Here is a 25,597-nt window from a genome sequence, read left to right on the forward strand (position 1 = left end):
CGGGCCTAGAAAATCGCCGGAGTATTCGGTTCTTGGCAATTATTAAGCGTGCCCGCAGCGGCTCCCACAACTGGCTTTACCTGACACCCAACGGTTTCGGGTTTGCCCAATTACGCGCCAGCAAAGGTGCGCTACCTCAGTTGTCCGCGCAACCCTGGCACGCTGAAGACGATCCATTAAACCGCGCCGAGGAACTGGCCGACCGCGTTGCTGAACACGCCAAAGGCACTCTCAACCTGTTGCTGGGCGAGGGCTACTACCAACTGTTACTGGTCGACGTGCCCGAAGTGCCCGCCGATGAAATGGAAGCGGCATTGCGCCTGAAAGCAGCGGAGTTGCTGCATTATGATCTCGACGAGGCCAGCCTGGAAGTCATTCTGCTGCCGGCGCAAGCCTATCACGGGCGAACGCGCATGGCCTTTATTGTTGCCACTCATCAGCAGCCGTTGCGTCAATGGGCTTTGGCGCTGGCCAAGCGCGGCCTGACTCTGACCGAGATCGACATTGACCAGTTGCAGCTGCGCAATCTGGCGTTACGCGCCACGAATCATCAGCAAAACGGCTTGCTGCACTTGCGTCCCGATCACTGCCAGTTACTGCTGATCTATCATGGCGAACTGGTGCTGACTCGCCGCTTTGACATCGGTTATGAAGACCTCGGCGCCGAGGCCGACGGCGATGCATTGATTCTGGAAGGTCAAACTGATATTCAACGCGATTCCTTGGTGCTCGAACTGCGCCGATCGTTTGATTACTACGAATCCCAACTCGGCCTGGGCAGCATCCATCAACTCAACCTGACCGGCTGGCCCGGCACCAGCGGTATGATTGATGACCTCGGTGCCAAGCTCGGCTTACGTTTTATGCCGTTGCGGTTGGAAGATTATGTACAGGTATTGAACGAGGCTCTGCCCGAATCGTCTCTGCCGTTAGCCGGTACAGCCTTTCGCGGAGTCGAGTCATGACCCGCCATATCAACCTCATGCGTCCCGAAATACTGCCGGGTCAGGGCCAGATTCAATTACCCGCCTTCGTGCTCGGTATCACACTGACGCTGATCGCCGGTCTGGGCTATCTGAGCTATCACCTGATGACCGCTGCTTCGTTGCAACGCCAGATTGAGGCAGAACAACAACGTGTTGAAGACAGTGCGCTGGAGCTGCATCGTCTGCGCCAATCGTTCCCCAGCCTCGGCAGCGAAGCCGACCTGCGCGCCAGCAACGAAACCCTGCAAGCCCGACTCATTGCTCGACGAGGTGAATTGCAGGGGTTGGCCAATCAACTCGACACCGCCGCCAGTGGCTTTGCTGCGCCGCTGGCCAGTCTGTCTGAACACGACCTGGACGGTCTCTGGCTGACCCGAATTGAACTGCGCGACAGCCACAGCCATTTGGAGCTGGAAGGCATGGCGCGGGGTCCCAGTTTGATACCGCGCTATCTGGGCCAACTGGAAGGTGATGTGTTTCAGGGCTTGAGCATTCGCAATCTGAATATTGAACAAAGCAGCGACAAACTGTGGCGTTTTACCATCGCCGAAGACCTGGACGTTGCTCCGAGTGCGGCCACGAACACCCGACCTAACCCAACGCAGCCCAGCGAAGCGGCTCGATTGCTCGACCAACCCGAAAGCAGTCTACCGATGACCAACCTGCCGGAGTTACTGCAATGAACCGGTCAGCCTTGTCTCTCAAGCTGCGCTTGCAGCTCGAACGCCTGCAACTGCGCGAACGGCTGTTGCTGTTGATCGCCACAATGGTGGTCCTGGCGGCCGCCGGTTATGGCCTGGGCCTGCTCAGTGGCATCAGCGAGCATGAATCGCAGCGCCAGCGACTGGAGCAACTGACGCTCGAACATACCGCCAACACCGCAGCGCTGGGCAACCTGACCCAGGCACGTGATAACCCGGTGGTCATTCAATTGAGCGAACGCAACGCCGCTTTAGAAGCTGAGCTGGCTGAACTTGACGCGCGCATGGCCAATATCACCGAGGTGCTGATTCCGCCTCAGCAAATGGTGTCGGTGTTGCGTGAGCTACTCGAGCGCAGCGATTTGACACTGATACGCCTGTCGGTTCAGCCAGTGTCCGAAGTGCGCCCGGCCGATGTCGGCCAAAGCGCGCTCTACCAGCACAAACTGGAACTGACACTGACCGGAACCTTTAACGACCTGACGGCCTATCTGAGTGCGCTGGAAGGATTGCCTTGGCACTTATTTTGGGACCGGTTGAGCATTGAAACCACGGAACACCCACAACTGCGCATTCATCTGGATGTGCATACCCTCAGCGATCAAGAGGTTTGGATGAATGTTTAGAGTACTCTGTGTCGCGTTGTGTGCGACGCTCGGTTGCGCTGCGGCTGACCCAATGCGGCCGGATCCACCACGCCCTCAGCCTGGCGGCTCTGTAAATAGTGATAATCAGACACCGCTGACGCTGGAGAGCGTCTATATTTTGGATCAACAGGCCTACGCCGTGATCAACGGCCAATGGCTCAGCGTCAATGAACGACTCGGTAACTATCGAGTGGTCAGCATTGAAGCCGACCGAGTAGTGATCCAGGGCAATGGAGAACGGCGTACTTTGACGCCTGCCCAATCCGGATCACTGCAAATATCCATGTCTCACGAGGACTGACGTTTTGCTGCCACTGCCTTTTGCAGCCAATAGCCCCGGGAAGACGCTGTTAAGCCTAGCGCTGCTGACCGTTATGGTCACCGGCTGCGCGTCCAACCCGAACACGACTGAAACCGCCACCACCGCTGAGCCGGAGATGGCGCCTTTGAGCGTGCGCGATACGCTGCAAGCACAGCGCGATGCTGCGGACAGCGCCAGCCGCCAAGCCGCCCAGCGACCGCGCGTCGAAACGCCGCCGGAATTAAATGAACCGTTACTCGACTTCAGCGTACCGGCCACCGTTCAGCGCCGTTTTGATGTCCAGGCCACCAATGTTCCTTTGCAACGTTTCTTCGCCGATTTGGGCCGTACCGAAGGCATCAACATTCTGACCGACCCGTCAATCACCGGCAGCGTCAGCCTCAATATGCGTTCGGTGACCATCGATCAGGTATTGGCCGCGGTTCGCGACCTCTATGGCTATGACTACCAACGCACCGATTATGGCTACCGGGTCCTGCCAAACCAGATTCAGACACGCATTTACCAACTGAACTACCTGAACATCAATCGTTCCGGTCGCTCCGACACCACCGTGTCCAGCGGCCAGATCACCAGTCAGGAAAACGGCAATTCCAACCAGGCCAGCAGCGTCGCGACCGAGTACAGCGCCAATTTCTGGGTGGGCATGGAAACCACCATTCTCGGCTTACTGAACTCCGAAGAAGGTCGCCAGGTGGTGGTTAACCCGCAAACCGGCCTGTTGGTGGTTCGTGCCACGCCGCGTGAACACGACATCGTTGCCGGTTTTCTGGCCGATGCTGAACTGAGTTTGCAAAAGCAAGTGGTGATCGAAGCCAAGGTCATCGAAGTGACTCTCAGCAACGAACATCGTTCCGGTATTAACTGGGGGGCCTTTGCCGATGACCTAAGCGCGTCCAACATCGTCAGCGGGCTGGGCCTGAGCGGCAATCAACTGCAGGGCCAGGCCGATATCGGCGGCGTCTTCTCGCTCGGCGTCGGCAGCAACGACTTTGGCGCTGTGCTGCAGCTGTTGTCCAATCAGGGCAGCGTTCAAGTGTTGTCGAGTCCACGCGTGTCGACGGTGAACAATCAAAAAGCGGTCATCAAAGTTGGCACCGATGAATTTTTTGTCACCGAAGTGAATTCCAGCACCGGTGATTCTGATGGCGACGGCATCACCGAATCTAACCCCGAATTTACCTTGTCACCGTTCTTCTCCGGCATTGCGCTGGATGTCACGCCGCAAATCAGTGCCGACGACAACGTCATTTTGCACGTCCGGCCGTCGGTGACCGAAGTGGTCGAACGCACCAAGGTGATCAACGTCGGCGGTTCAACCTACGACCTGCCGCTGGCTTTTTCCAGCGTCCGCGAAACCGACTCGGTCATTCGTGCTGGCAGTGGTCAGATTGTAGTAATTGGTGGCTTGCTGTCACAGCAACAGCAAAACTCCAATACCGGCATTCCGGGTCTCTCCCGGCTCTGGTTGTTCGGCCAACAACGCGACAGTCAGGAAAAAAGTGAGTTGGTCATCCTGCTCAAGCCCATCGTCTACGGCAGTCAAACCACGGTTGACGACCTGGACGACGTACTGCGCCGGCTGCCTTAGGATTCGTCATGTACCAAGCTCATTTTGGATTGCACCAAATGCCGTTCAGCCTGTCGCCAGACACTCAGTTGTTTGTACGACTGTCTGACCACGAAAGCTGCTTCTTGCTGCTCACCCACGTCCTCGATACCGGCGAAGGTTTTTTAAAAATCGTTGGCGATGTCGGCACGGGTAAAACGATTTTGTGCCGTCGCCTGCTGCGATATCTGGATGAAAACACGGAAGCCCGGGAGCGCTTCCATGCGGTTTATATCCCCAACCCGATGTTATCGCCCGTCGGTCTGTACCGCGCGGTCGGCCAGGAGCTGGGCCTGGAACTGGATCAGCAAAGCGACAATAATGCCCTGCTCGATCATATTACCCGCCGCATCCTGGCTCTCGCCGAGCAGGCACAAGGCGTCGTCATCGTGGTTGATGAAGCCCAGTCTCTGCCAGCCGAAACACTCGAAGCGCTGCGCCTGATCACCAACCTTGAAACGGAACAGCAAAAATTGGTGCAGGTGATTCTGTTTGGTCAGCCTGAACTTGACGATTTGCTCGATCAGGATCGTTTTCGTCAGCTGCGCCAGCGCATCACCTTTGCGCACTACTTAAAAACCCTGGATCGACGCGCGACGCGCCAGTACATCGAATACCGCCTCACGCACAGTGGTTACAATGGCCAGCCGTTGTTTAATCGGCGCAGCATGTCACAGCTGCACCGGCGTGCTAAGGGCGTACCGCGCATGATCAATGTCCTGGCACACAAAGCCTTGTTGTCGGCCTATGCCGATCAGCGTTCGCAGGTCGAACCGCGCGATGTACAGCACGCCTGGCTCGACAGCCAACCGCGTCGCGGCAAGCCCGGGCGCGGCCTGTGGTTCGCGGTTGGCGCGGTCAGCATTCTGCTTGCAGTGACGCTGTGGAGGCTGGTGTGAGCCGGATCCATCAGGCTCTGACGCGTACAACACCCACCCCAAGAAACGCCAGCCGATTCAACCCCTTACACCGTTCGAACCCGACTCGCTCCAACCTGTTTTGGTGGCTGATTGTTGCTTTAGCCCTGGCACTGACAGCGCTGCTAGTCTGGGCGCCATGGCACCAAAGCCCTGATTCGAAGGTACCGTTCGAGCCCATTGCCGCTGCTCGCCAAGAATCGCAACCACAACCAATGGATCGGACCCCAACCCCTCAGGAAGCGCCAGAAGAAGCGACGACCCAAGCCGCAGAACCGCCTAGAGAGCCGGTTGATTCGGCTCCTGCGGTTGAAGCTGCCCCTGACAGTACGCCGGTGCCCGCACCGGAAACCGCTGCAGCACCTGAAGCCCCAGTCGCACAGCCAAAGGCAGCTGCGGTTAATACAGCAGCAGTAACATCAGACCAGAAACCAACCGTGAATGCTCAGCCAACCCAGGCCGCGCCTTCGGCTGAGCCCCTCGCGCAGACGCCCGGCCAGTCGCGCATTCAACTCGATACCGGCCATCAGGACAGCGTGCAACAGGCACTATCCAACGGGGAATGGGCAGAAGCGGAAATGACATTGCGGCGCTGGATCGCGGAACAACCCAATGCTGATCAGCCCCGCCTTTGGCTGGCTAAATTATTGCTCAGTCAGGATCGGCTCGATGCCATCGGCGCTCTGCTGGACGGTCAAAATGACAACGAAGCACGGGCTTTACTGGCGGTGTGGCATGAAAAATCCGGTCGCCCCGAACAGGCAGTGACGCTGTTCGAGCAGCTGGCACGCGCTCAACCGCGACACAGTGCCTGGCAACTGCATTGGGCGATCAACGCCGAGAACAGCGGTCAACTGGCGCAGGCGCGCCTTCTATACCAAACTTATCTGGACAGATTTGCGGCCGATAACCCTAGTCTGACGGCGTTTGCCGAGCAACAAATTCGGTCACTGGAGAGACCGTAGTCATGGCGATCAATTCCCTGCACAACATCCTGCTGGAGCACAGCGACATCGACCCAAAAGCCTTGGATCGACTGCTGGGCGAGCTGCAATACAAGGATGATGCCCGCGGCCTGGGCCGGTTGGTGCTGCGCGATCGTCTGATCGGCTTTTACGATCTTATGAATCTGGCGCTGAATTACGACCTGTTCCCACGCACCCAGACGATGCTCAAACGACTGGCTGAAGCGCGCGAAAAACACCAAATTATAAAGCCGCAAGAGCACACCACCCGATACAAACTCGGCAACACAACGATCATGCCGTCCGAGGCGTTGGTATTAATCAACCCGAACCTGACCATTCCGATTCCCAAACCGAATCTGGCGCGCTACCCCGAAAGCGGCAGCGATGAACGCCAGGTGGTTGAAATGGCGGTTGAGTTGATTCGTCTGGGCCAGTATCCGGAAGCGGAAATGTTCCTGATAGATGCTCAGGATGAGTTTGCCCAATCGCTGCGCATCAAATTACTGCTGATCTGGCTGTACCTGTTATGCCAGTACTACGACGACGCCGTCGAACCCTATCAGCAAGGCCTCGACCTGGCCCCTCAAGACCCCATGCTGCTGGAATACGCGGGTCTGACAGAACAGGCGCGCAATAAGCATCTGTTAGCGATTCATTTTTTCCAGAAGTTGGTACAGCAACCAAAAATCAAAGCCAGTTGGCATCTGCTACTGGGCGTGTCTTTGGAAAAAGCGCGATTGCCAGACGAAGCGGGCAGTCATTATCGACGCTATCTCGAAGGTGGCAAAAATGCCAAGCTGCTCAGTTTCGCCAAGCAACGCCTGAATTATCTGGACAGTTAAATGACCGCCCAAGAACGCAAAAAAGTCCGCCTCGGCGATTTACTGGTCGACGCCGGGCTCATCACCGAAGGCCAACTGGGATTGGCGCTGAAAGAACAGCAGCTGACCGGTAAAAAAATCGGCCGGGTGCTGGTCGATATGGGGTTGGTGGCAGAAAACAAACTGCTGTCGACCTTGTCCGATCACCTGAAAATTCCGTTTATTGAACTGCGCCAATTCCAGCTCGATGGCGAAACGCTGAAACGTCTCGATGAGGCGGTGGCGCGACGTTACCGCTGTTTGTTGCTGGCCGATAATGACGATGGCCTGCTGTTGGCCATGGCCGATCCACTGGATTTGCTGGCCATTGATGAAGTCGAAAAACGACTCAAAAAAACCGTCAAGCCTGCCATTGTGCGCGAGTCGGAATTGCTGGCGACGCTCGACTCCGTGTATCGCCGCACCGGCCAGATTGAGTCCATTGCCGTCGAACTCGAAGGCTCGCTGCGCAGCAGCGATTTCGATCTGAGCGATCTGGCTGACGACACCGATTTACAGGACGCACCGGTCGTTCGCTTGTTGCAAAGCGTTCTGGAAGACGCCGTCGCCATTAACGCGTCGGACGTGCATATCGAACCGGATGAAAGCGTGTTCCGCATTCGGATGCGCGTCGATGGCGCTTTACAGGAACAGGTGATCAAGGAAAAACGCGTCGCCTCGGCTCTGGTGATGCGGCTGAAGATCATGTCCAACCTGGATATTTCTGAGCGCCGTCTGCCTCAGGATGGCCGCTTCAATATCCGTGTCAGCAACCGCTCTATCGATGTGCGTTTATCAACGCTGCCGGTGCAGTACGGTGAGTCGGTGGTGATGCGTCTGCTCGATCAAAGCGCCGGCATTCAACCACTGGCCGACCTGGGGATGCCCGAGAGCATTCGCCAGCGCTTCGAACTAATGATCGAACGCCCCTATGGTCTGATTCTGGTGACCGGCCCGACCGGCAGCGGTAAAACCACCACCCTGTACTCGGCGCTGAAGCGACTGAACCAGGCTCAACGCAAAATCATCACCGCCGAAGACCCCATCGAATATCGCATGTCGCGGGTGAATCAGGTGCAAGTCAACCCGAAGATCGAACTCAATTTCGCCAGCATTCTGCGTTCGGCCCTGCGTCAGGACCCGGATGTGATCTTGGTGGGTGAAATGCGCGATCAGGAGACGGTCGCCATCGGTACCCGGGCGGCACTGACCGGTCACTTGGTGATGTCGACGTTGCACACCAACGACGCCATTTCCAGCGCGATGCGCCTGGCTGATATGGGGGTGGAATCCTATCTGGTCGCGTCCGCGCTGCGTGGCGTGCTGGCGCAACGACTGGTGCGTAAAGTCTGCGAAGAATGTCGCCAGCCCTATGAACCTTCGGCGCGCGAACGTATTTGGTTGCAGAATATGGCCGGCGGCCGTTTTGCCAACGACACCTTTTATCAGGGCAATGGTTGTTACCACTGCAACAACACCGGCTACCGTGGGCGTGTCGGGGTGTTCGAGTGGCTCGAGCTGGATGACGCCATGTTGGTCGCACTGAACGAACAGAATCACGCCAGCTTTGTCGCCGCCGCCCGCCGCAACCCAGACTTTAAACCCATGGGTGAGTGGGCGTTGGAATACGCTCGCGAGGGCGTGACCGACCTGGCAGAAGTCTTCAAGATCAGTGTCGATCTCAACGACTTGGACGCCGAACGTGCCTGATTTTTTTTACCGCGGACGCGATGCCGAAGGTCGACAGGTAGAAGGTTTTCAGGATGCGGCGTCGCAAAGTGCGCTGGTCCAATTGCTGCGCCGTCAGGATATAACGCCAACTCGCATTGAGGTCGCCAAAAAGAAACGCAGCGCCAAAACTCAGAGTGGTCCGGTGGCCAAAGACGATGCGCTGCCGTGGCTCACTCGTGTGCTGCGCCGACGCGTCAAACTGGACGAACTGATCATGTTCTGCCGCCAGATGCACGCCCTGACCCGTTCCGGCATCCCGCTAATGCGTGCCATCAATGGTCTGGCCGATGCCACCGCTTCGCCCCGGTTGAGCCAGGTGCTAACGGATGTCGCGCGCAGTCTGACCCAGGGTAATACGCTGTCGATGGCCATGCGGGCACACCCGGATGCCTTTAACGATTTGTTTGTATCCATGATCCATATGGGTGAAACCACCGGCCGGCTGGACAGCGCTTTCCAACAATTGATCGGCCACCTGGAACGGGAAAAAGACACCCGCAAACGCCTGTCAGCCGCCACACGCTATCCACTCTTTGTGTCGGTTTCCATCACCTTGGCGATGCTGACGGTGACCTTCAAAGTGATTCCCGCCTTCTCCGGCGTCTTCGCCAGCTTGGGTGCCGAACTGCCGTGGCCCACCCGTGTGTTGATCGGCACGTCGAATTTTATGCTCACCAGCTGGCCGTATTTATTGGTCCTGATCACCGCAGCGGTTTACGGTTTGATGCGCTGGAAGCGCACCCCCAAAGGCGCCATCCACTGGGACCATGGTTTGCTAAAACTCCCGCTGCTTGGCCGTCTGTTTGAACGCATTGCTCTGGGGCGTTTTGCACGTCCCTTTGCCATGATGCTCGATGCCGGTGTGCCGATGTTGCAAGCGCTGCAAGTCTCTGCCCGAACCGTGGGCAACCGCTATATTGGCAGCGGCATTGAACAGATGGTCACGGGCATCGAACGCGGTGAGTCCTTGTTGACCACCGCCTCCAGCAGCGGCTTATTCAACCCGCTGATTCTGCAAATGATCGCTGTCGGTGAAGAAACCGGTAACGTTTCTGAGTTGTTGGTCGACATCGCCGACTTCTACGATCAAGAAGTGGACTATGATCTAAAACGCATGACCGAACTCATCGAACCCATCTTGCTGGCCTTTATGGGCATCATGGTGGTGATCCTGATTCTCGGCGTCTTCCTGCCAATGTGGGATCTGGGCTCGGCCTACGGCAGCTGACGCGGCATAATAAGACCCACAACGCCACCGACGCGCACGGTGGCCACAACAGCAAATCACAGTGCAGCAGGACAAGCGGTATGTTGGAACACTGGCCAGGCCCACTGCGACGGGGCCTGTTCAAACTGGTTGGCGTCGATTGGGCCGACCGACTACTCAATCAGGCATGGCGTGCTGGCAATGGTCAGTTGCACGGCATGCTCGACTGGCTGTTTCGGCGCAATGCCTTTCAGTTGGACGTCGAAAACGCCGAACTGATTGACGATCTGGGATCGTGCATCGTGGCGGGTAATCATCCGCACGGTTTGTTCGATGGCCTTGCTCTGGCCTGGCTGGCCAGTCGCCCCGGGCTAAAAACCCGGGTCATTGCGCGCCACTTCCTCAACGTCTTTGAGCCGCTGCAGCGCATCTTCCTGTCGGTACGGCTCGACAATCAACGCCGCTCACGCGCTGGCCGGGCCTCCTTGAATGCTGCCGAAGCCTTACTGGCCGAAGGTGGGCGTCTGGTGATGACACCCGCCGGTGGCATCAGCGTGGCGCAACCTTTCTGGCAGCAAGCGAAAGATCCCAAATGGCGCACCGGCGTGGTCCGGCTGGCTCATACCAGCGGCAAACCCATCGTGCTGGTGGATGTGCAAATGGCCCAGTCGCCGACCCGGCAACTGCTGCATCGCATCCACCCCATCGTGCGTGCTCTGGCCCAGGTCTGGGCGTATCGACTGGGCAAGCGCCAGCGCATTCGGCTCAAGGTGATCGCAGTGGTGCAGCCGGAAGATTTACCGCATGATCAACCGCTACCCGCTCAGGCAGCCTGGTTGCAAGCCATGCACCAACCGGCACAACTGCCCTGAGCCGTCGTTAATCAGGCTACGAGACCGCCGTCATGCATGAAAAAACGGTGACGCATTCCTTTACCCAGGCCATCCTCACCAATCTGCCCAGCCTGGGGTTAAGCCTGCCTGCCGAACTTCAGGCCGAGTTGGATCGCTACGATCAAGCCACGCGCGTACCTTTGGAGCTGCAAGACCGCATTTGGCAAACCGCGCTGGAGCAAAGTGGCGATGCCTCCATCGGGCTGCGATTAAGCCAGCATTTCCTGCCGGGCAACCTCGACATCGTCGGTTTTTTGCTGCTCAGCAGTGAAACGCTGGAAGAAACCCTGGAAACACTGATCGCGTATTACCCATTGGTCGGCGAAGGTGGCGAATTCACCTTTGTCCAGGGCGACGGTCGCGCCACCTTACTCTATGCCCCCCTTTATGAAGCCGCTCGTGCGCAACGCGTCGAGGCGGCACTGGCGACACTGGTTCATCTGGGTCGCTGGATGACGGGCGATCGTTTTCAACCAGATCGCGTTGCCTTCAGCCACGGCCCTCAGGCCCCGGCGGAGGTCTATCGGCAGTTTCTGGGCACTGAAGTCAGCTTTGATCAAGTGGCTGATGCCGTACAGTTCGATGCCGCTCAACTGCAACTGCCGTTAAATCAGAGCAATGCGGCGCTGTATCGTCGTATGAAGGTGTTGGCCGACCATCAATTGTCTGAACTGGAGCAAGACAGTCTGCTGGCAGAGGTGAGTGATTGGATTCGGGCCCAGCCACGCTGGGGACGGGATCGTATTGCGGAGCAATTGCAGATGAGCGGACGACACCTGAACCGAAAGCTGGCGGACGAAGGCACCACCTTCAAACTGCTGTCGGATCAAGTGAAGTTTGCGGAAGCCCGCACCCTGCTCACAAGTGGTCAATTATCTCTGGCCGAGATCGCTGAACACCTGGGTTTTGGTGACGACTCAGCGTTCAGCAAAGCGTTCCGGCGCTGGGCAGGCTGCTCACCAAGCCAGTATGCAGCCCAACAGCGTTAAACGGCTGCGACGTCTCTCTGTGGTGGGCGCCTTGACCAGAACGCTGACAAGGTCAGACCACTGACCAGATGCCAGACGCCCCAGAATGCGGCAATCAGCATCATACCGCCCAGATGCGGGTAGAAACTGAATAAAATAATCAGCCCCAACCCAGAGTTTTGGATACCCACTTCCAGGGTTACTGCCCGGCGCTCGGTCTCACTCAATCCAGCCAAACGGGCTGATCCCCAACCCAGACTGAGTGCGACTGCGTTGTGCAGAATGACCAGGCCCGCGAACGACGCCGCGTGTTGCACAAACAGATCGCCATTGCGCGTGAAGGCAATGCCCACAAAGACCAGAAATATCAGCAAGGATAACCAGCGCGCAGGCCGGTCGGCACGACGCGCAAATTCGGGATAGCGCTGGCCAACAAACATTCCCAAAAACAACGGAATGACCAACACCATGGCAACCAGTTTCATGAGTTGCCAAGGCTCGACAGCAATGGCTTCAACGATCGGTCGGGTATCGGGATTCAACTGCGCATAAAACATAAAGTTCAGTGGCGTCATCACCAGCGCCGCCGTTGAAGAAATGGCAGTCATGCTCACTGAGGTTGCTAAATGACCACGGCTGAGCCATGTCATGATGTTGGAGAAACTGCCACCGGGACAGGCCGCCACCAGGATCATTCCGAGAGCAATCGACGGCGACAGGTCCAGCAGTCGGGTCAGGCCATAGGTAGCGGCGGGAAGCAGCAGAAACTGGCAAATTAATCCGATCACCGGCGCTTTGGGTGAGCGCAAAATGTAGCGAAAGTCAGCGGTGCGAACCGACAAGGCCGCCGCAAACATCATGAGCGCCAATAAGGCGTTTAATAAATCCAAACTGGCAGGGTCAAAATCAATCCGGACTTGATCAAGCACAACACAACTCCATTACGGCATCGACGCAGTCTAGCATGGCAAACCTGGCGCAGCGCCACCGGCAAAGCTCTTTTATCGCCCGGGACGAAGTGGAACAATAACCTCACGCCAACTCATTGGCGATTTTCGGATGGCTGTTTAGGAGACACCGACGTGACGAAAAAAACAGTTTCATTGGTATTGGGCAGCGGCGGTGCGCGAGGTATGGCTCACATCGGTATTATTCGCTGCCTGGAAGACAACGGTTATCAAATCACTAACATCGCCGGTGCCAGCATCGGCGCACTGATCGGTGGCTTTTACGCGGCGGACAAGCTGGACAAGTATCAAGGCTGGGTGACGGCTCTGGACCGGCGTGACGTGTTGCGGTTACTCGACTTATCATTTGACGGCGGCGGTTTGTTCAAGGGCGACAAAATCATGACCGTTTTGCGCAAGCTGGTCAGTGACGCCAAGATAGAAGAACTGCCCATTGAATTTACCGCGGTGGCCGTCGACATCGAACGCCAACGCGAAGTCTGGTTCACCGAAGGCTCGCTGTTTGAAGCCATTCGCGCATCCATCGCCATTCCTTCGGTTTTTAAACCGCATTATTACCGCGACATGATGCTGGTCGATGGGGGTGTCCTGAACCCGGTGCCCATGGCTCCGACGTTAAGAACGGTCACCGACCTGACACTGGCCGTGAACCTGAACGGCCGTGAAGAAATTCCTAGACCCAAGGCTGCCGTGCGCAAGAAGAAAGCGCTCAAAACCAATCCGGAAGATCAAAACACGGTCCAGCGCGCGGTTGGCCGGTTTATCGATCGTTGGTGGAATGAAGACGCCAAGGAAGCCGAACCGCAAAACAAATGGGGCATCATGGAACTGATAAACCGCTCCATCGACACCATGCAAAACACCATTGCCCACATGAAGTTAGCGGCGCATCAACCGGATATTCTGATTGAAATTCCGCGCAGCGTCGGCGGCTTATTTGACTACAACCTGGCCGAAGACATCATCGATGAAGGCTATCAATTATGCGAAGAAGCTCTCGAACGATATCGCAATAAAACCAGCGAATCGATAGGTGACGAACCACCAAGCCTGGATGGCCAATAACCGTGACTTAACGGCGGTCGCTGTCCCAGTTGAATAACACGGCCGCGATCGCTAATAACACCGCCGTCATCGTCGCCAAGGTCAGCAAGTGGTGACTGACGGCGGCCAATCCCGCTCCCTCAGTGGCGATGGCACGCGACGCCTGCACCAGGTGCGTCAGCGGTAACCATTGCGATAGGTTCTGAATCGATAAGGGCGCACCTTCCAACGAAAACCAGACTTCCGACAAGCCCATCATCGGCCAGGCCGCCATGTTCATTAACCCGCTGGTCAACTCTTCGCTGCGGGTGCGGCTGGCCACCACCAATCCCAGAGAAATCATCGCCAGTGCACCCAGCATAAAGGTCAGCAATAAGGCTAAAACCGACCCCAACATCAACGTGCCCAACAGCCAATGACTGGCATAAAAAATGGAAACACACAGAAACAGTACCGTCATCAGGCGAGACAGAATTTGCGCACTGACAAATTCCACGGCCGACAAAGGCGTTGCTTTCAGGCGTTTTAACATGCCGTTTTTGCGATACCGAACAATGGCATGCCCGACACCAAAGAGCGATGCAAACATGATGTTCATACCCAGAATGCCCGGCAGCACCCAGTCCACATAGCGAATCGGTTCACCGCTGATGCGACGGCGCTGAAAGTCCGCATCCGAAGCCGCCAGCAATCGTTCAACCATATAACCCTGGCGACTCTCTTCGTTAACCCAGTAGCGTCGCTGGTCCAAATCAATCACCAAATCAATTTGATGACGTCGTGCTTTATCCAACGCTACGGACAGCTGCTCATACGGCACAAACTGAATGTGATCGAGCGCCATGAATTGCGGTCGATTCACGTATGCATCCTGCTCACTGATCACACCCACTTTAAACATCGGCTGCGCCTGGCCAAGCAATAAATAAAACCCCAGGATCAAAATGATCGGGAATGCCAGGTTCCAGGTCAGAGAACTGCGGTCGCGTAAAAACTCTTTATTACGTGCTCTTAACACGGCCAACATGCGGCTCAACATGAGGATGCTCCGTTCAGTCAGACACGCAGTGCATGGCCGGTGAGTTTCAAAAAGAGATCTTCCAGGTTCGGGCTGCTGACTTTCAAACCGTCCAGAGGTACTCCGGCGGCGCTTAACTGGCGCACGGTTTCATCCACTTGTGTGGTTTGAATATCAACACCGTCTTCACGCGGGTGTGCGATAAAGGGCAAATCAAATTCGTTCAGCGAAGCCAAAGGCAGATGTACCTTCACGCCATCAAAATGCTGTTGCAATAATTGCGCGGGCGCGCCTTGTTCGATGATGCGGCCATTGTCCATGATGGCAATTTCATCACACAGCACCTGGGCTTCATCCATATAATGCGTGGTCAGTACGACCGTCTTACCGCGTGCTTTAACCGCTTGAACCAGCGACCAGAAATGGCGCCGAGATTGCGGGTCGAGACCGGTCGTGGGTTCGTCCAAAAACAGCAGGTCCGGATCGTTTATCAGGGCCAGCGCTAATAACAGCCGTTGCCGCTGACCGCCGGACAGTCGACGAGTGTCACGATCAATAAAATCGCTTAGGGCACAGAGTTCAATCAGCTCGTCCTGCGCCAATGGCTGCGAATAAAAGGCCGCAAACAGCTGCAAGGTTTCACGGACCGTTAAAAAATCCGGCAGCGCGGTATGCTGAAACTGAATACCGACGCGCTGATAATCACGTCGCCGAGCCGGGCGCCCAAACAGATGAACCTCTCCGGAAGTGGCCGGCAGGATGCCTTCAATCACCTCAATGGCGGTGGTCTTGCCGGCACCGTTCGGACCAAGAACCCCAAAGCACTGGCCTGACGCCACGCTGAAACTGATGTCATCGACCGCGGTCAGGTTTTTAAACCGCTTGGTCAGATGCTGCACGGACAAAAGATCGTTCATGCCTGGATGAGACACTCCTGTAATTGACGGCCAATGCAGCCGCGCTGCGCAGCCTAACGCCGTACACCAACGGACGCCATGGCCGATTGTCATTCTACAGAGGGCGTCGGCAATGTTAGACTGGCGCTTCCGCCGATGCGGTGATTTTGCGCTGTATTCAAACCGACTATCCACGTCGGTCTTACCCGGCACATCGGAGAGTAACCTCAGTGATACCCGAGAAAGTCCTGGTGGTTTCTCCGGCCCTGGCCGAAACCCTGGGCCTGGAAGAAGCCCTATTGTATCAGTTGCTCAGTGAGCTGACGCTGATGAGTGGCCCGAGCCTGCAACTGACGGATCAGCACCGGCAACGCCTGCTGCCGTTCTGGAGTATGGTCCAGGTCGGCTCGGTGCTGCGCCGCTTACAGGCTCAGGGGCTGCTGGAAGCTTCCGGGGAAGGTCCCTGGCACATTACCCTGGCTGATCTTGCCGAACCACAGCCGAGCGCATCAGTGCCAACACAGACACCGCCACCCGAGCCTCCACCTGTCGAGCGCGTGCCTGTGCGGCGCATGAACGATGCCCGGCGGCGCAATCAGGTTGAGGATGACCTCGATTATTTAAAAGCGGATCAACCGCAGATGCCCTCGGTCCGTGCAGAACGCAGCCGAATGCATGCCGATTGGGAACCATCAGAAGACTTCCCGCGGCTACTCACCTTTCACGACATACCGCTGACCTTTGCGCTGTCGGAACTGGCTAAATTCCGTCAGTACTATCAGGATAGAGACAAGGCGGAATACAGCTGGGACGTGCGCTTTCTGAACTGGGTTCAGCGCGCCTGGCACGATCAACTGAACAATAAGGGCCGTTATGAGCGCAACCAACGCACCCAAGAGCCTGCAAACCCTGGTCGGGACAAGCGGGCTAAAGTCCGGGAAGCTCTCCGTAACATCCGCGACACCGACTGGTAGCAAAGGCGCGCTGGATCATGACACCAAACTGTTGGTGAACATGATCTTCGCGCGTATGCAGCTGATCTATACCCACCGTTTTGAAAGTGCCTACGGGGATGAAGAAACCCTGACTCAGGCCAAACGCGAATGGGCCTACAGCCTGGCAGGCGTTGAACAGTCGCGCATCGAATATGCTTTGGAAAAATGCAAACTGGAGCTGGCGTGGCCACCGACCATCGCCGAGTTCGTGCGCTATTTAACGCCGGATCCACAAGCCTTGGGGTTACCCTCCATCCGAGACGCCTATCTCGAAGCCTGTCAAAACAGTCACGCCCCTCTGCAGCACCACTGGCAACACCCGGCCGTGCAGTGGGCTGCACGAGAAACCGGGTATTTTAAGCTGCGCTCTGAACCAGAACGTTACAGCTGGCCGGCTTTTGAAGGCGTCTATCGCAACCTGGTCGAGCGATTGGCCGATGGCGAGGAAGTGGATTTCGAGGCAGAAGAAGTGGCGCTGCCAGCACCCGATTTCAGTGCTGAAGAGCATCTGGTGGAACAACTGAAAGCCGCTGGCGCCAGCGAAGGTGACGCCTATCAATTGGCGTATTATCTGGAAAAGCCGGCCGGCAGCGAGTTACGTGCTCGCTATCGGCACCACAGCAAAGAGCGCCTTGAGGCGCTCGAGCTAAAGGTGGAATTACCGGAGTAAGAGGGTCAGTTGGCCGGTGTCAGGAAGTTACCACTGGCATAACCGACTTCCCCAGCCACACGAACGTGCGCCCAAAAACCTTGCGCTTGCTCTGGATCGACCCAGACGCGTGCGCCCTGCCCCAGTTTCATAATCACCGGAGAAGAGGTGGACGGCTCTGCCCGAACGTTCAGCACCGATGCGGTTACCGCCATCAGCACTTCTTCTGAACCGGTTGAGGACACTGCCGGGCCATCACTTGGTTGCTGCTGAACAATCGGTGTCGGTTCGGGTGCTGGTGCCACGGGTTCTGGCTCAGGTTCAGGTTGTGGCGCGGGTTCCGGTTCTGCCACCGCCACCTGAGCCGGTTCCGGCTCGGCTGTGGCAACTGGTTCAACCGGCGGGGTCTCGGTCTGCGCTGTTTCGACAACCGGTTCGCTTGGTGCAGCCGTGTCTTCTTCGATCACCGCGGTTTGCGGAGTATTCACCGGATCCGCGACGAGATGCGACAGACGCGGAACAGGTTGACGACCCCACTGGGGAGCCCCCCAAACCATATAACTGACAAATCCGCCACCGATCATAAAACCAATCAAAAACACCAGGGTGTAGGACATCCACTGACTGTCTTTATTGGCCTTGGGAAGCGGATTGCGGCGCGTGCGAGCCTGAACACCAAACAAACGCCATTCAATACGGTCGAGATATCGTGGATCTTCCGGCAATAACGGCGGACGTTCAATATCGCCGTTTTCATCCTGGGTTTCGCGCTGAACGCGCTCACCGATCTCCAAAACGCGATCTTCGGAAATACCCAGAATCCGCCCCATTAACCGCAGCGCCAAAGGCACTTGGCTGGGCATTTCGTGAAATACCAACAGCATCCGCCAACAGGTTTCGACTAAAAACGGGACCTGATCACGCGAGAGCGTTTCCGACATCCAGCGCAATGCTTCAACATGTTGTTCCAACGACTGATTTTCGAGCAGCTGACGCCAACGCTCGACCAGAGTGTCGTCGGTATAGGACAGCGAACGCTGCAACGTATCGCGCAGGTGTTGTTCGCTGGAAGGATATACGTAGGCAAGCCATTGTAATGCCAGGTGAACCGCCGCCTGAGTTGAGTCAGGATGGCGCAACCAGAACGAAGTGCTTGTCACATCAGAATCAGCCAAAAATTTCATAACCTTTTCATTCAACCACTGGTTGTAACACCGTGCAATAGGCGTCGGTGCCGAAACATCGCTAAGGTACAGCCATGAAGCATACCACAGGCCGTTAAACGTAGAATGCCTATCTTGGGAGGGAAATCCCGGACCTTTCTGATAATGCCATAAAAAAACCCCGGGTAAACCGGGGTTTTTCAGTCTTTCAGTGTGCCTGACCGTTATTCAGCTGGCGTTTCTGCGAAAGATGCGCGCTCTTCGTCAGACACTTCGCGGATCGACAGCTTAACGCGACCACGATTGTCAACATCCAGAATCTTGACCACAACGATGTCGCCTTCGCTCAGTTCATCGGTCACCTTCTCAATGCGGCGGTCGGCAATCTGGGAAATGTGCACCAGACCGTCTTTACCCGGCAGGAACTGTACGAACGCACCAAAGTCGGCGATGCGTACAACCTTACCTTGATACACCGTACCCGGCTCCGGCTCGGTGGTCAGCGCCAGAATCTTGTTCTTGGCGGCGGTCGCCGAGGCGTTATCCGGAGCGTACAGGCGTACGCTGCCGTCGTCAGAGATATCGACTTCAGCGCCGGTCTCTTCAACGATGGAGCGAATGGTCGCACCACCCTTGCCGATAACGTCTCGGATCTTGTCGGTATCGATCTTCATCGTCTGCATAGTCGGTGCTTTGTCCGACAATTCAGTACGAGAGGTTTCGATCACTTTGCCCATTTCGTCCAGGATGTGCTGACGGGCAGCGTTAGCCTGCTCCAGAGCAATTTCCATGATCTCTTCGGTGATGCCTTCGATCTTAATGTCCATCTGCAGCGCGGTGACACCGGTACGGGTACCCGCCACTTTGAAGTCCATGTCGCCCAGGTGATCTTCATCACCCAGGATATCGGTCAGAACAGCAAAACCATCGCTCTCTTTCACCAAACCCATGGCAATACCCGCTACCGGGTTCTTGACCGGAACACCGGCGTCCATCATTGCCAAGGAAGCACCACAAACGGAGGCCATGGATGAGGAACCGTTGGATTCCGTGATTTCAGAGACCACACGAACGGTATAAGGGAAGTCATCCTGGTTCGGCATCATGGCCAGAACGCCACGCTTAGCCAGACGACCATGACCGATTTCGCGACGACCAACCGCACCGATACGGCCCGCTTCACCGACGCTGAACGGCGGGAAGTTGTAGTGGAACATAAAGTGGTCGGTGATGGTGCCGTTCAGCTGATCTTCCATCTTACCGTCGCGCAACGTACCCAGGGTGGTAGCAACCAATGCCTGAGTTTCACCACGGGTGAACAACGCAGAACCATGAGCGTTCGGCAATACACCGACTTCAACGGTGATCGGACGAACCGTTTTGGTGTCGCGACCATCGATGCGCGGCTCGCCTTTAACGATGCGTTCGCGGACCAGTTGCTTCTCCAACTTGGCAAAGACGCCTTTCAGTTCGTCAGCTGACGGACCTTCTTCGTCATTGGCCAGTTGCTCAACCAAGGCTGTTTTATGAGCGTCCAGAGCGGCGTAACGCTCCATCTTGTCGGAAATCTGATAAGCCTGAGCAATCTTGTCACCAAAGGCCGACTTAACCTGATCGATCAAAGCGGTGTTTTCAGCTTTCGGTTGGAAATCCCAACGCGGCTTACCGTTTTCAGCGGCAAAGGCTTTTACCGCTTCAACGACGGCCTGGTATTCCTGGTGAGCGTACAGTACCGCTCCCAGCATTTGGTCTTCAGTCAGTTCCTGCGCTTCTGATTCAACCATCAGCACCGCATCGGAGGTACCGGCAACAACCATGTTCAAGCGCGAGCTTTCCAGTTGCTCGAAGGTTGGGTTCAGCAGGTAGCCTTCGGCGTCGGTATAGCCAACACGGGCAGCACCGATCGGGCCGTTAAACGGAACACCGGAGATGGTCAGCGCGGCAGAGGTCGCAATCATTGCCGCGATATCCGGATCATCAGTCTTGTTGGCAGAGACAACGTTGATGATGACCTGAACTTCGTTCATGAAACCTTTAGTGAACAACGGACGGATCGGACGGTCGATCAGACGCGAGGTCAAGGTTTCTTTTTCAGAAGGACGACCTTCACGCTTCAGGTAGCCACCCGGGATTTTACCAGCGGCGTAGTACTTTTCCTGATAGTGAACAGACAGAGGGAAGAACGGCTGATCCGCACGGGCTTCTTTGGCGGCAACAACGGTCGCCAGCACCACGGTGTCATCGATGGTGCACAATACAGCGCCAGTGGCCTGGCGAGCGATACGAGCGGTTTCCAGGGTGACGGTCTTGCCACCGAACTGGAAGCTATGGGTTTTAGGGGTCAAATGACTCACTCGAGTCTCCTTTTTGGTGAATGGTGGACCCCGATCCCAACGATGCTTCTATCGATAAAGTCCCGGTTTCTAAAAACCAAGGGGCCTCATGGATAGAAGCTCCGCAGGCGGTATAACAACTGCCCGGGGAAATATCGTTGTTCACGGTCGTCCGAAAAGTCAGATCCAAATAAAACGGGCGGGAGCACAGTGACACTGGCTTGAAACGAACAAGGGCCCCTGACGGAGCCCTTGGCGGTATCGCTTAGCGACGCAGACCCAGTTTCTTAATCAGGGTAGCGTAACGTTCGACGTCTTTCCGCTTGAGGTAATCCAGCAGCTTACGACGCTGGTTAACCATGCGGATCAGGCCACGGCGAGAATGGTGATCCTTGCTGTGATCCTTGAAGTGGCCTTGCAGACCTTCGATGTTACGGGTCAGCAATGCAACCTGGACTTCAGGGGATCCGGTATCGTTGGCGCCAGTACCGAATTCCTTAACGATTTCCGCTTTTTGTTCAACTGTCAGTGACATGGGTAACTCCACGAATATGCCAAATAAAAGGAGTGTCCACCGCGCATATTAACAGTGGCATTCCAGCGTACAGCCACACAGCTGCAAACCGCGCGGGATTATACATCAGCAACCGAGCGGGAACAAAGCCTCAAACGGCATTGGTTGCGACCACTCGAAGCGGCCGCAATTCACCATTGGCGTCGACTTCCCCCACGCCCAAAAAATGACCGTTAGCAACCGCCTGAGCCAGGCCTTCGAACGGCGTTTCCAGCGTAAAACGGTTAACCGGGTTGCCATGACTGAAACGTCGCCCTTGGGCTTCGGTCAACTCAATCACGGGCAGATCCACTAACAGGGATTGCAACGGCAACAACCACTCATCCGAGGCTTCATGCCCTTGCGTCTCTTGCCGATCAATCAGCGTCTGCAATGGCTGCGCCTGATCCAGGCTAAAACGCCCATGGCGAGTGCGCCGAAGCGCGGTGATGTGGGCACCACAACCCAGCGCAGTACCAATATCATCGACCAGAGTCCGAATATAGGTGCCTTTGGAGCAGTGCACATCCAACACCAGTTCGTCGTCGTGCAGCTCAACCAGGGTGAGACTGAAAATCTGCACGGGACGCGCTTCGCGCTCAACCGTCTTACCCTGGCGGGCTAAGTCATAGAGTTTCTGACCATCGCGCTTAAGCGCTGAATACATGGGCGGTACTTGCTCAATGGCACCGGTAAAGCGTTCGGCCAGCAACTGTTCTACCGTTTCACGTTGCAAGGTCGGCACGGGCTGGGTGTCGATCACTTCGCCTTCGGCATCCAACGTATCGGTACGCACGCCCAACCGGGCTGTCGCGCGATAGGCTTTATCGGCATCGAGCAGAAAACGACTGAATTTAGTCGCCTCACCGAGACAGATCGGCAGCAAGCCGGTGGCCAGCGGATCAAGTGCGCCGGTATGCCCAGCTTTTTGCGCCTGAAACAACCAACGCACCTTTTGCAGGACGCCATTCGACGACCAGCCATCGGGTTTATCGACCAGTATCACGCCATCCAGCGGACGACCTTTTCGTTTGCGTGCCATGAATCAGCTTGGATATTGATGAGGGGAGAAAAGGACGACTCAGTCGTCGTCCTGATGACGGGCCTGGTCCTGACGCAGCGCTTCGTCAATCAAACCGGTCAGGCGAGTGCCGCTTTCCAGCACTTCGTCGTAATGAAAACGCAATTGCGGCATCACGCGCAGCTGAATTTCCTGAGCCAGCATGGAGCGCAAAAAACCGCTGGCCTTATTCAGCACCGCTTCTTGTTCACTGCGCTGCTGTTCAGCCTCAGCGTTATCGCCAAAGGCCATGCAGGTGAAATAAATGTCGGCGTAGGACAGATCGCGACTGACCTTGACCGCATTAATGGTCACCATGCCCAGGCGTGGGTCTTTGACTTCCTGCTGAATCAGCACCGACAGATCGCGTTGAATCTGATCGCCGATACGGCGCAGGCGACTGTTGTCTTTAGCCATGAAATTACCTAAACGATTAGCGCCCAGACCAACCGGATGGGTCAGTCTGGGCAGTCATCCACCCGGCCGTCAGGCAGGGTGGACGCATCAGTCTTCGATGCTGCGAGCCACTTCTTTCACGTCAAAGACTTCGATCTTGTCGCCCGCTTTAACGTCATTGTAGTTGCGTACACCGATACCGCATTCCATACCCTGACGTACCTCCTGTACGTCGTCTTTAAAGCGGCGCAGAGATTCCAGTTCGCCTTCGAAAATCACCACTTCGTCGCGCAGGACGCGGATCTTCTTGTTGCGGTAGACGGTACCCTCAACCACCATGCAGCCCGCCACTTGGCCGAACTTCGGTGAGTTGAAGACGTCGCGCACTTCCGCCAGACCGACGATCTCTTCACGCAGATCGGGCGACAGCAGACCGCTCATGGCGGCTTTGACGTCGTCGATCAAATCGTAGATGACGTTGTAGTAACGCAAATCCAGACCCGCGTTTTCGATAACCGTACGTGCTTTACCCGTGGCACGAACGTTGAAACCGAACACCACCGCACCGGCGGTAATCGCCAGGTTGGCATCGGACTCGGAAATCGCGCCAACGCCGCTGGCGATAATATTCACCTTCACTTCGTCAGTACTGAGCTTCTGCAGTGAAGCGCTGATGGCTTCCAGCGAACCGCGCACATCGGCTTTCAGGACGATGTTCAGGTTCTGCAGTTCGTCCGAACCCATGCCCTGGAACAAGGCATCCAGCTTGGCCGCCTGCTGCTGCGCCTGGATCGATTCTTTAGCACGCTCGTAACGCATTTCAGCAACTTCACGGGCCGTTCGTTCGTTCTCTGCGACCACGAATTCATCGCCGGCGTCAGGCGTGCCATTCAAGCCGAGAATTTCAACTGGAATGGACGGACCAGCTTCGTCGACCTGTTGACCGGTTTCATCCAACAAGGCTCGAACCTTGCCGTAGAAAGAACCTGCCAGAACAACGTCACCTTTACGCAGCTGACCGGACTGAACCAGTACGGTCGCAACTGCACCGCGGCCTTTATCGAGACTGGATTCAACCACCACACCTTTACCCGGACCGGTCGCGTGAGCTTTCAACTCCAACACTTCCGCCTGCAGCAAGATGGCGTCGAGCAGTTCGTCGATGCCCTGACCCGAATGCGCAGATACCTGAACAAACTGCGTATCACCACCCCAGGCTTCAGGGATGACATCACGCTGTGACAGTTCGTTGATCACACGATCGGGGTCGGCTTCTTCTTTATCCATCTTATTGATGGCCACGATCAACGGCACACCGGCCGCTTTGGCGTGTTGAACGGCCTCTTCGGTCTGCGGCATCACACCGTCGTCGGCGGCCACGACCAAGATCACCACGTCCGTTGCCTGAGCACCCCGTGCACGCATCGCGGTAAAGGCGGCGTGTCCCGGTGTATCCAGGAAGGTGATCATGCCTTTGTCGGTTTTAACGTGATACGCACCGATGTGCTGGGTAATACCACCGGACTCACCCGCCACCACTCGTGTGCGGCGGATATGGTCCAGCAAGCTGGTTTTACCGTGGTCAACGTGACCCATCACGGTGATGACTGGAGCACGAGCGGTTTCGTCGCCGCTGTAGCTCACTTCCATCAGATCATCTTCCATGGCGTTCTCATTGACGACCGCATACTTGTGGCCCATCTCTTCGATCACCAGAATGGCCGTGTCCTGATCGATGCTTTGGTTAACCGTCACCATCACACCCATCTTGAACAATACCTTGACCACCTCAGCTGCCTTGATCGACATCTGGCTTGCCAGGTCCGCCACGGTAATGGCTTCACCCAGTTGAACTTCACGCACGACCGGAGCGGTTGGGCGTTCAAACTGGTGATCACGACGTTTGTTCGACTTGCGACGGCGGCGGCGACCAAAACCATCACCTTCGCCTTCATCCAGTGCCGACAGCATTTGCTGGTGTTTGTTACCACCACGGCCGCTGGCTGAACGCTGAGCCACTTCGGCTTTCTTACCGCCTTTCTTATGGCCCGCTTTACGACTGTCACCCGCCGGGCCATCGTCGACTCGGACCGGTTTTTCAGTCTTGTGTTTCTTCTTCTCAGTGGTGCGATCTTCCTTAGCCAGTTTGGCTTCGGCATCCGCAACAGCCAATTGCGGATCTTCTTCGACCACGTCACTTTCAGACGTTTTGCGCGCGGCTTCAGCCGCTTTGCGATCCGCTTCAGCTTTTGCCTTTTCTTCGGCATCACGCTGACGCGCCGCTTCCAGCTTGGCATCTTCTTCAGCACGGCGACTGGCGCTGTTATCAGCCGTCGGTGCTGGAGCCGGCGCAGCATTTTCTTCAGCAGGCACGTCATTTTCAGTCGCGTCAGCTGCATCGCGCTTAACGTAGGTGCGCTTCTTACGCACTTCGATATTGACCGTTTTGCCGCGCGCAGAGCCACCGGTTTTTAATTGGGTGGTGACCTTGCGCTTTAAGGTGATTTTTTTCGGCGAACCGTCATTGCTTTCACCATGACTGCTCTTCAAAAACGTCAACAGGGTCTGCTTCTGGTCGTCATTGACCGCGTCGCTTTCCGACTGCTGCGGCAGACCCGCATCGCTCATCTGTTTCAACAAACGATCAACGGGTGTACCAACGCTCTCCGCCAGTTGTTTAACGGTGACTTCTGCCATGGATTCCTCCTACCCG

Annotated in this window: 24 protein-coding genes; 15 read left to right on the forward strand and 9 right to left on the reverse strand. The window is 56.3% G+C overall.

The window, feature by feature from the left end:
* Window positions 1–32 precede the first annotated feature (32 nt).
* The 12 genes from BGP77_RS00800 to BGP77_RS00855 all read left to right on the forward strand — a co-directional run bounded on the left by BGP77_RS00800 (window position 33) and on the right by BGP77_RS00855 (window position 11,830).
* Complete coding sequence (locus tag BGP77_RS00800; RefSeq protein ID WP_108162829.1) at window positions 33–965, forward strand: hypothetical protein; 933 nt, start codon at window positions 33–35, stop codon at window positions 963–965.
* Window positions 962–1,669: a hypothetical protein gene (locus BGP77_RS00805; RefSeq protein WP_108162830.1), complete on the forward strand. Its 708-nt coding sequence runs from the start codon at window positions 962–964 to the stop codon at window positions 1,667–1,669. The genes BGP77_RS00800 and BGP77_RS00805 overlap by 4 nt, the downstream gene beginning before the upstream one ends.
* Window positions 1,666–2,313 carry a hypothetical protein gene (locus BGP77_RS00810; protein WP_108162831.1) on the forward strand — a complete coding sequence of 216 codons (648 nt, stop codon included), beginning with the start codon at window positions 1,666–1,668 and terminating at the stop codon, window positions 2,311–2,313. Before BGP77_RS00805 ends, BGP77_RS00810 begins: the two co-directional genes overlap by 4 nt.
* Entirely contained in the window at window positions 2,306–2,635 is a 330-nt protein-coding gene (locus BGP77_RS00815; protein WP_146171155.1) for a hypothetical protein, read from the forward strand. The genes BGP77_RS00810 and BGP77_RS00815 overlap by 8 nt, the downstream gene beginning before the upstream one ends.
* 4 nt (window positions 2,636–2,639) lie before the next feature.
* Window positions 2,640–4,247 (forward strand): secretin N-terminal domain-containing protein, encoded by a 1,608-nt coding sequence (locus BGP77_RS00820; protein WP_108162833.1) that lies wholly within the window; start codon window positions 2,640–2,642, stop codon window positions 4,245–4,247.
* Window positions 4,248–4,255: 8 nt separating this feature from the next.
* Window positions 4,256–5,164 (forward strand): ExeA family protein, encoded by a 909-nt coding sequence (locus tag BGP77_RS00825; protein ID WP_108162834.1) that lies wholly within the window; start codon window positions 4,256–4,258, stop codon window positions 5,162–5,164.
* Window positions 5,161–6,147, forward strand: coding sequence for a M48 family metallopeptidase (locus BGP77_RS17860; RefSeq protein WP_146171156.1), 987 nt, complete (start codon window positions 5,161–5,163; stop codon window positions 6,145–6,147). The genes BGP77_RS00825 and BGP77_RS17860 overlap by 4 nt, the downstream gene beginning before the upstream one ends.
* A gap of 2 nt (window positions 6,148–6,149) precedes the next feature.
* The gene (locus BGP77_RS00835; RefSeq protein ID WP_108162836.1) at window positions 6,150–6,992 is read left to right on the forward strand and encodes a hypothetical protein; all 843 of its coding nucleotides are present in this window, start codon (window positions 6,150–6,152) and stop codon (window positions 6,990–6,992) included.
* Window positions 6,993–8,720, forward strand: coding sequence for a GspE/PulE family protein (locus BGP77_RS00840; protein ID WP_108162837.1), 1,728 nt, complete (start codon window positions 6,993–6,995; stop codon window positions 8,718–8,720).
* Entirely contained in the window at window positions 8,713–9,969 is a 1,257-nt protein-coding gene (locus BGP77_RS00845) for a type II secretion system F family protein (protein WP_108162838.1), read from the forward strand. Before BGP77_RS00840 ends, BGP77_RS00845 begins: the two co-directional genes overlap by 8 nt.
* A gap of 80 nt (window positions 9,970–10,049) precedes the next feature.
* On the forward strand, window positions 10,050–10,820 hold the full coding sequence (locus tag BGP77_RS00850; RefSeq protein WP_108162839.1) for a 1-acyl-sn-glycerol-3-phosphate acyltransferase: 771 nt from the start codon (window positions 10,050–10,052) through the stop codon (window positions 10,818–10,820).
* Between the two features lie 32 nt (window positions 10,821–10,852).
* Entirely contained in the window at window positions 10,853–11,830 is a 978-nt protein-coding gene (locus BGP77_RS00855) for an AraC family transcriptional regulator (RefSeq protein WP_108162840.1), read from the forward strand.
* Here the strand turns inward: BGP77_RS00855 and BGP77_RS00860 are convergent.
* A complete protein-coding gene (locus tag BGP77_RS00860; RefSeq protein WP_233252262.1) occupies window positions 11,827–12,738 on the reverse strand; it encodes a bile acid:sodium symporter family protein in 912 nt (303 codons plus the stop codon). The two genes, BGP77_RS00855 and BGP77_RS00860, sit on opposite strands and share 4 nt — an antisense overlap.
* 153 nt (window positions 12,739–12,891) lie before the next feature.
* Between BGP77_RS00860 and BGP77_RS00865 the strand changes: the two genes are divergently transcribed.
* Window positions 12,892–13,842 carry a patatin-like phospholipase family protein gene (locus tag BGP77_RS00865; RefSeq protein ID WP_108162841.1) on the forward strand — a complete coding sequence of 317 codons (951 nt, stop codon included), beginning with the start codon at window positions 12,892–12,894 and terminating at the stop codon, window positions 13,840–13,842.
* Between the two features lie 7 nt (window positions 13,843–13,849).
* Here the strand turns inward: BGP77_RS00865 and BGP77_RS00870 are convergent, their stop codons facing one another.
* Together BGP77_RS00870 and BGP77_RS00875 are read right to left on the reverse strand one after the other, a co-directional pair.
* A complete protein-coding gene (locus tag BGP77_RS00870; protein ID WP_233252263.1) occupies window positions 13,850–14,860 on the reverse strand; it encodes an ABC transporter permease in 1,011 nt (336 codons plus the stop codon).
* A gap of 17 nt (window positions 14,861–14,877) precedes the next feature.
* Window positions 14,878–15,756: an ABC transporter ATP-binding protein gene (locus tag BGP77_RS00875; protein ID WP_108162842.1), complete on the reverse strand. Its 879-nt coding sequence runs from the start codon at window positions 15,754–15,756 to the stop codon at window positions 14,878–14,880.
* Window positions 15,757–15,965: 209 nt separating this feature from the next.
* On the opposite strand from BGP77_RS00875, the gene BGP77_RS00880 reads away from it, so the two are divergent.
* A complete protein-coding gene (locus BGP77_RS00880) occupies window positions 15,966–16,709 on the forward strand; it encodes a DnaT-like ssDNA-binding domain-containing protein (RefSeq protein ID WP_108162843.1) in 744 nt (247 codons plus the stop codon).
* A 40-nt stretch (window positions 16,710–16,749) separates the two neighbouring features.
* Entirely contained in the window at window positions 16,750–17,400 is a 651-nt protein-coding gene (locus BGP77_RS00885; RefSeq protein WP_108162844.1) for a replication protein P, read from the forward strand.
* Window positions 17,401–17,405: 5 nt separating this feature from the next.
* Here the strand turns inward: BGP77_RS00885 and BGP77_RS00890 are convergent, their stop codons facing one another.
* The 6 genes from BGP77_RS00890 to infB form a co-directional block, all read right to left on the reverse strand.
* Complete coding sequence (locus BGP77_RS00890; RefSeq protein WP_108162845.1) at window positions 17,406–18,563, reverse strand: SH3 domain-containing protein; 1,158 nt, start codon at window positions 18,561–18,563, stop codon at window positions 17,406–17,408.
* A gap of 203 nt (window positions 18,564–18,766) precedes the next feature.
* Window positions 18,767–20,887 carry a polyribonucleotide nucleotidyltransferase gene (pnp, locus tag BGP77_RS00895; protein ID WP_199224159.1) on the reverse strand — a complete coding sequence of 707 codons (2,121 nt, stop codon included), beginning with the start codon at window positions 20,885–20,887 and terminating at the stop codon, window positions 18,767–18,769.
* 253 nt (window positions 20,888–21,140) lie between these two features.
* Window positions 21,141–21,410: a 30S ribosomal protein S15 gene (rpsO, locus tag BGP77_RS00900; protein ID WP_108126065.1), complete on the reverse strand. Its 270-nt coding sequence runs from the start codon at window positions 21,408–21,410 to the stop codon at window positions 21,141–21,143.
* Window positions 21,411–21,540: 130 nt separating this feature from the next.
* Window positions 21,541–22,470 (reverse strand): tRNA pseudouridine(55) synthase TruB, encoded by a 930-nt coding sequence (truB, locus tag BGP77_RS00905; protein ID WP_108162847.1) that lies wholly within the window; start codon window positions 22,468–22,470, stop codon window positions 21,541–21,543.
* Between the two features lie 39 nt (window positions 22,471–22,509).
* On the reverse strand, window positions 22,510–22,905 hold the full coding sequence (gene rbfA, locus BGP77_RS00910) for a 30S ribosome-binding factor RbfA (RefSeq protein ID WP_108162848.1): 396 nt from the start codon (window positions 22,903–22,905) through the stop codon (window positions 22,510–22,512).
* A gap of 87 nt (window positions 22,906–22,992) precedes the next feature.
* Complete coding sequence (gene infB / locus BGP77_RS00915) at window positions 22,993–25,581, reverse strand: translation initiation factor IF-2 (RefSeq protein WP_108162849.1); 2,589 nt, start codon at window positions 25,579–25,581, stop codon at window positions 22,993–22,995.
* Window positions 25,582–25,597 lie beyond the last annotated feature (16 nt).

Source organism: Saccharospirillum sp. MSK14-1 (assembly GCF_003054965.1).
GTDB lineage: Bacteria > Pseudomonadota > Gammaproteobacteria > Pseudomonadales > Natronospirillaceae > Saccharospirillum.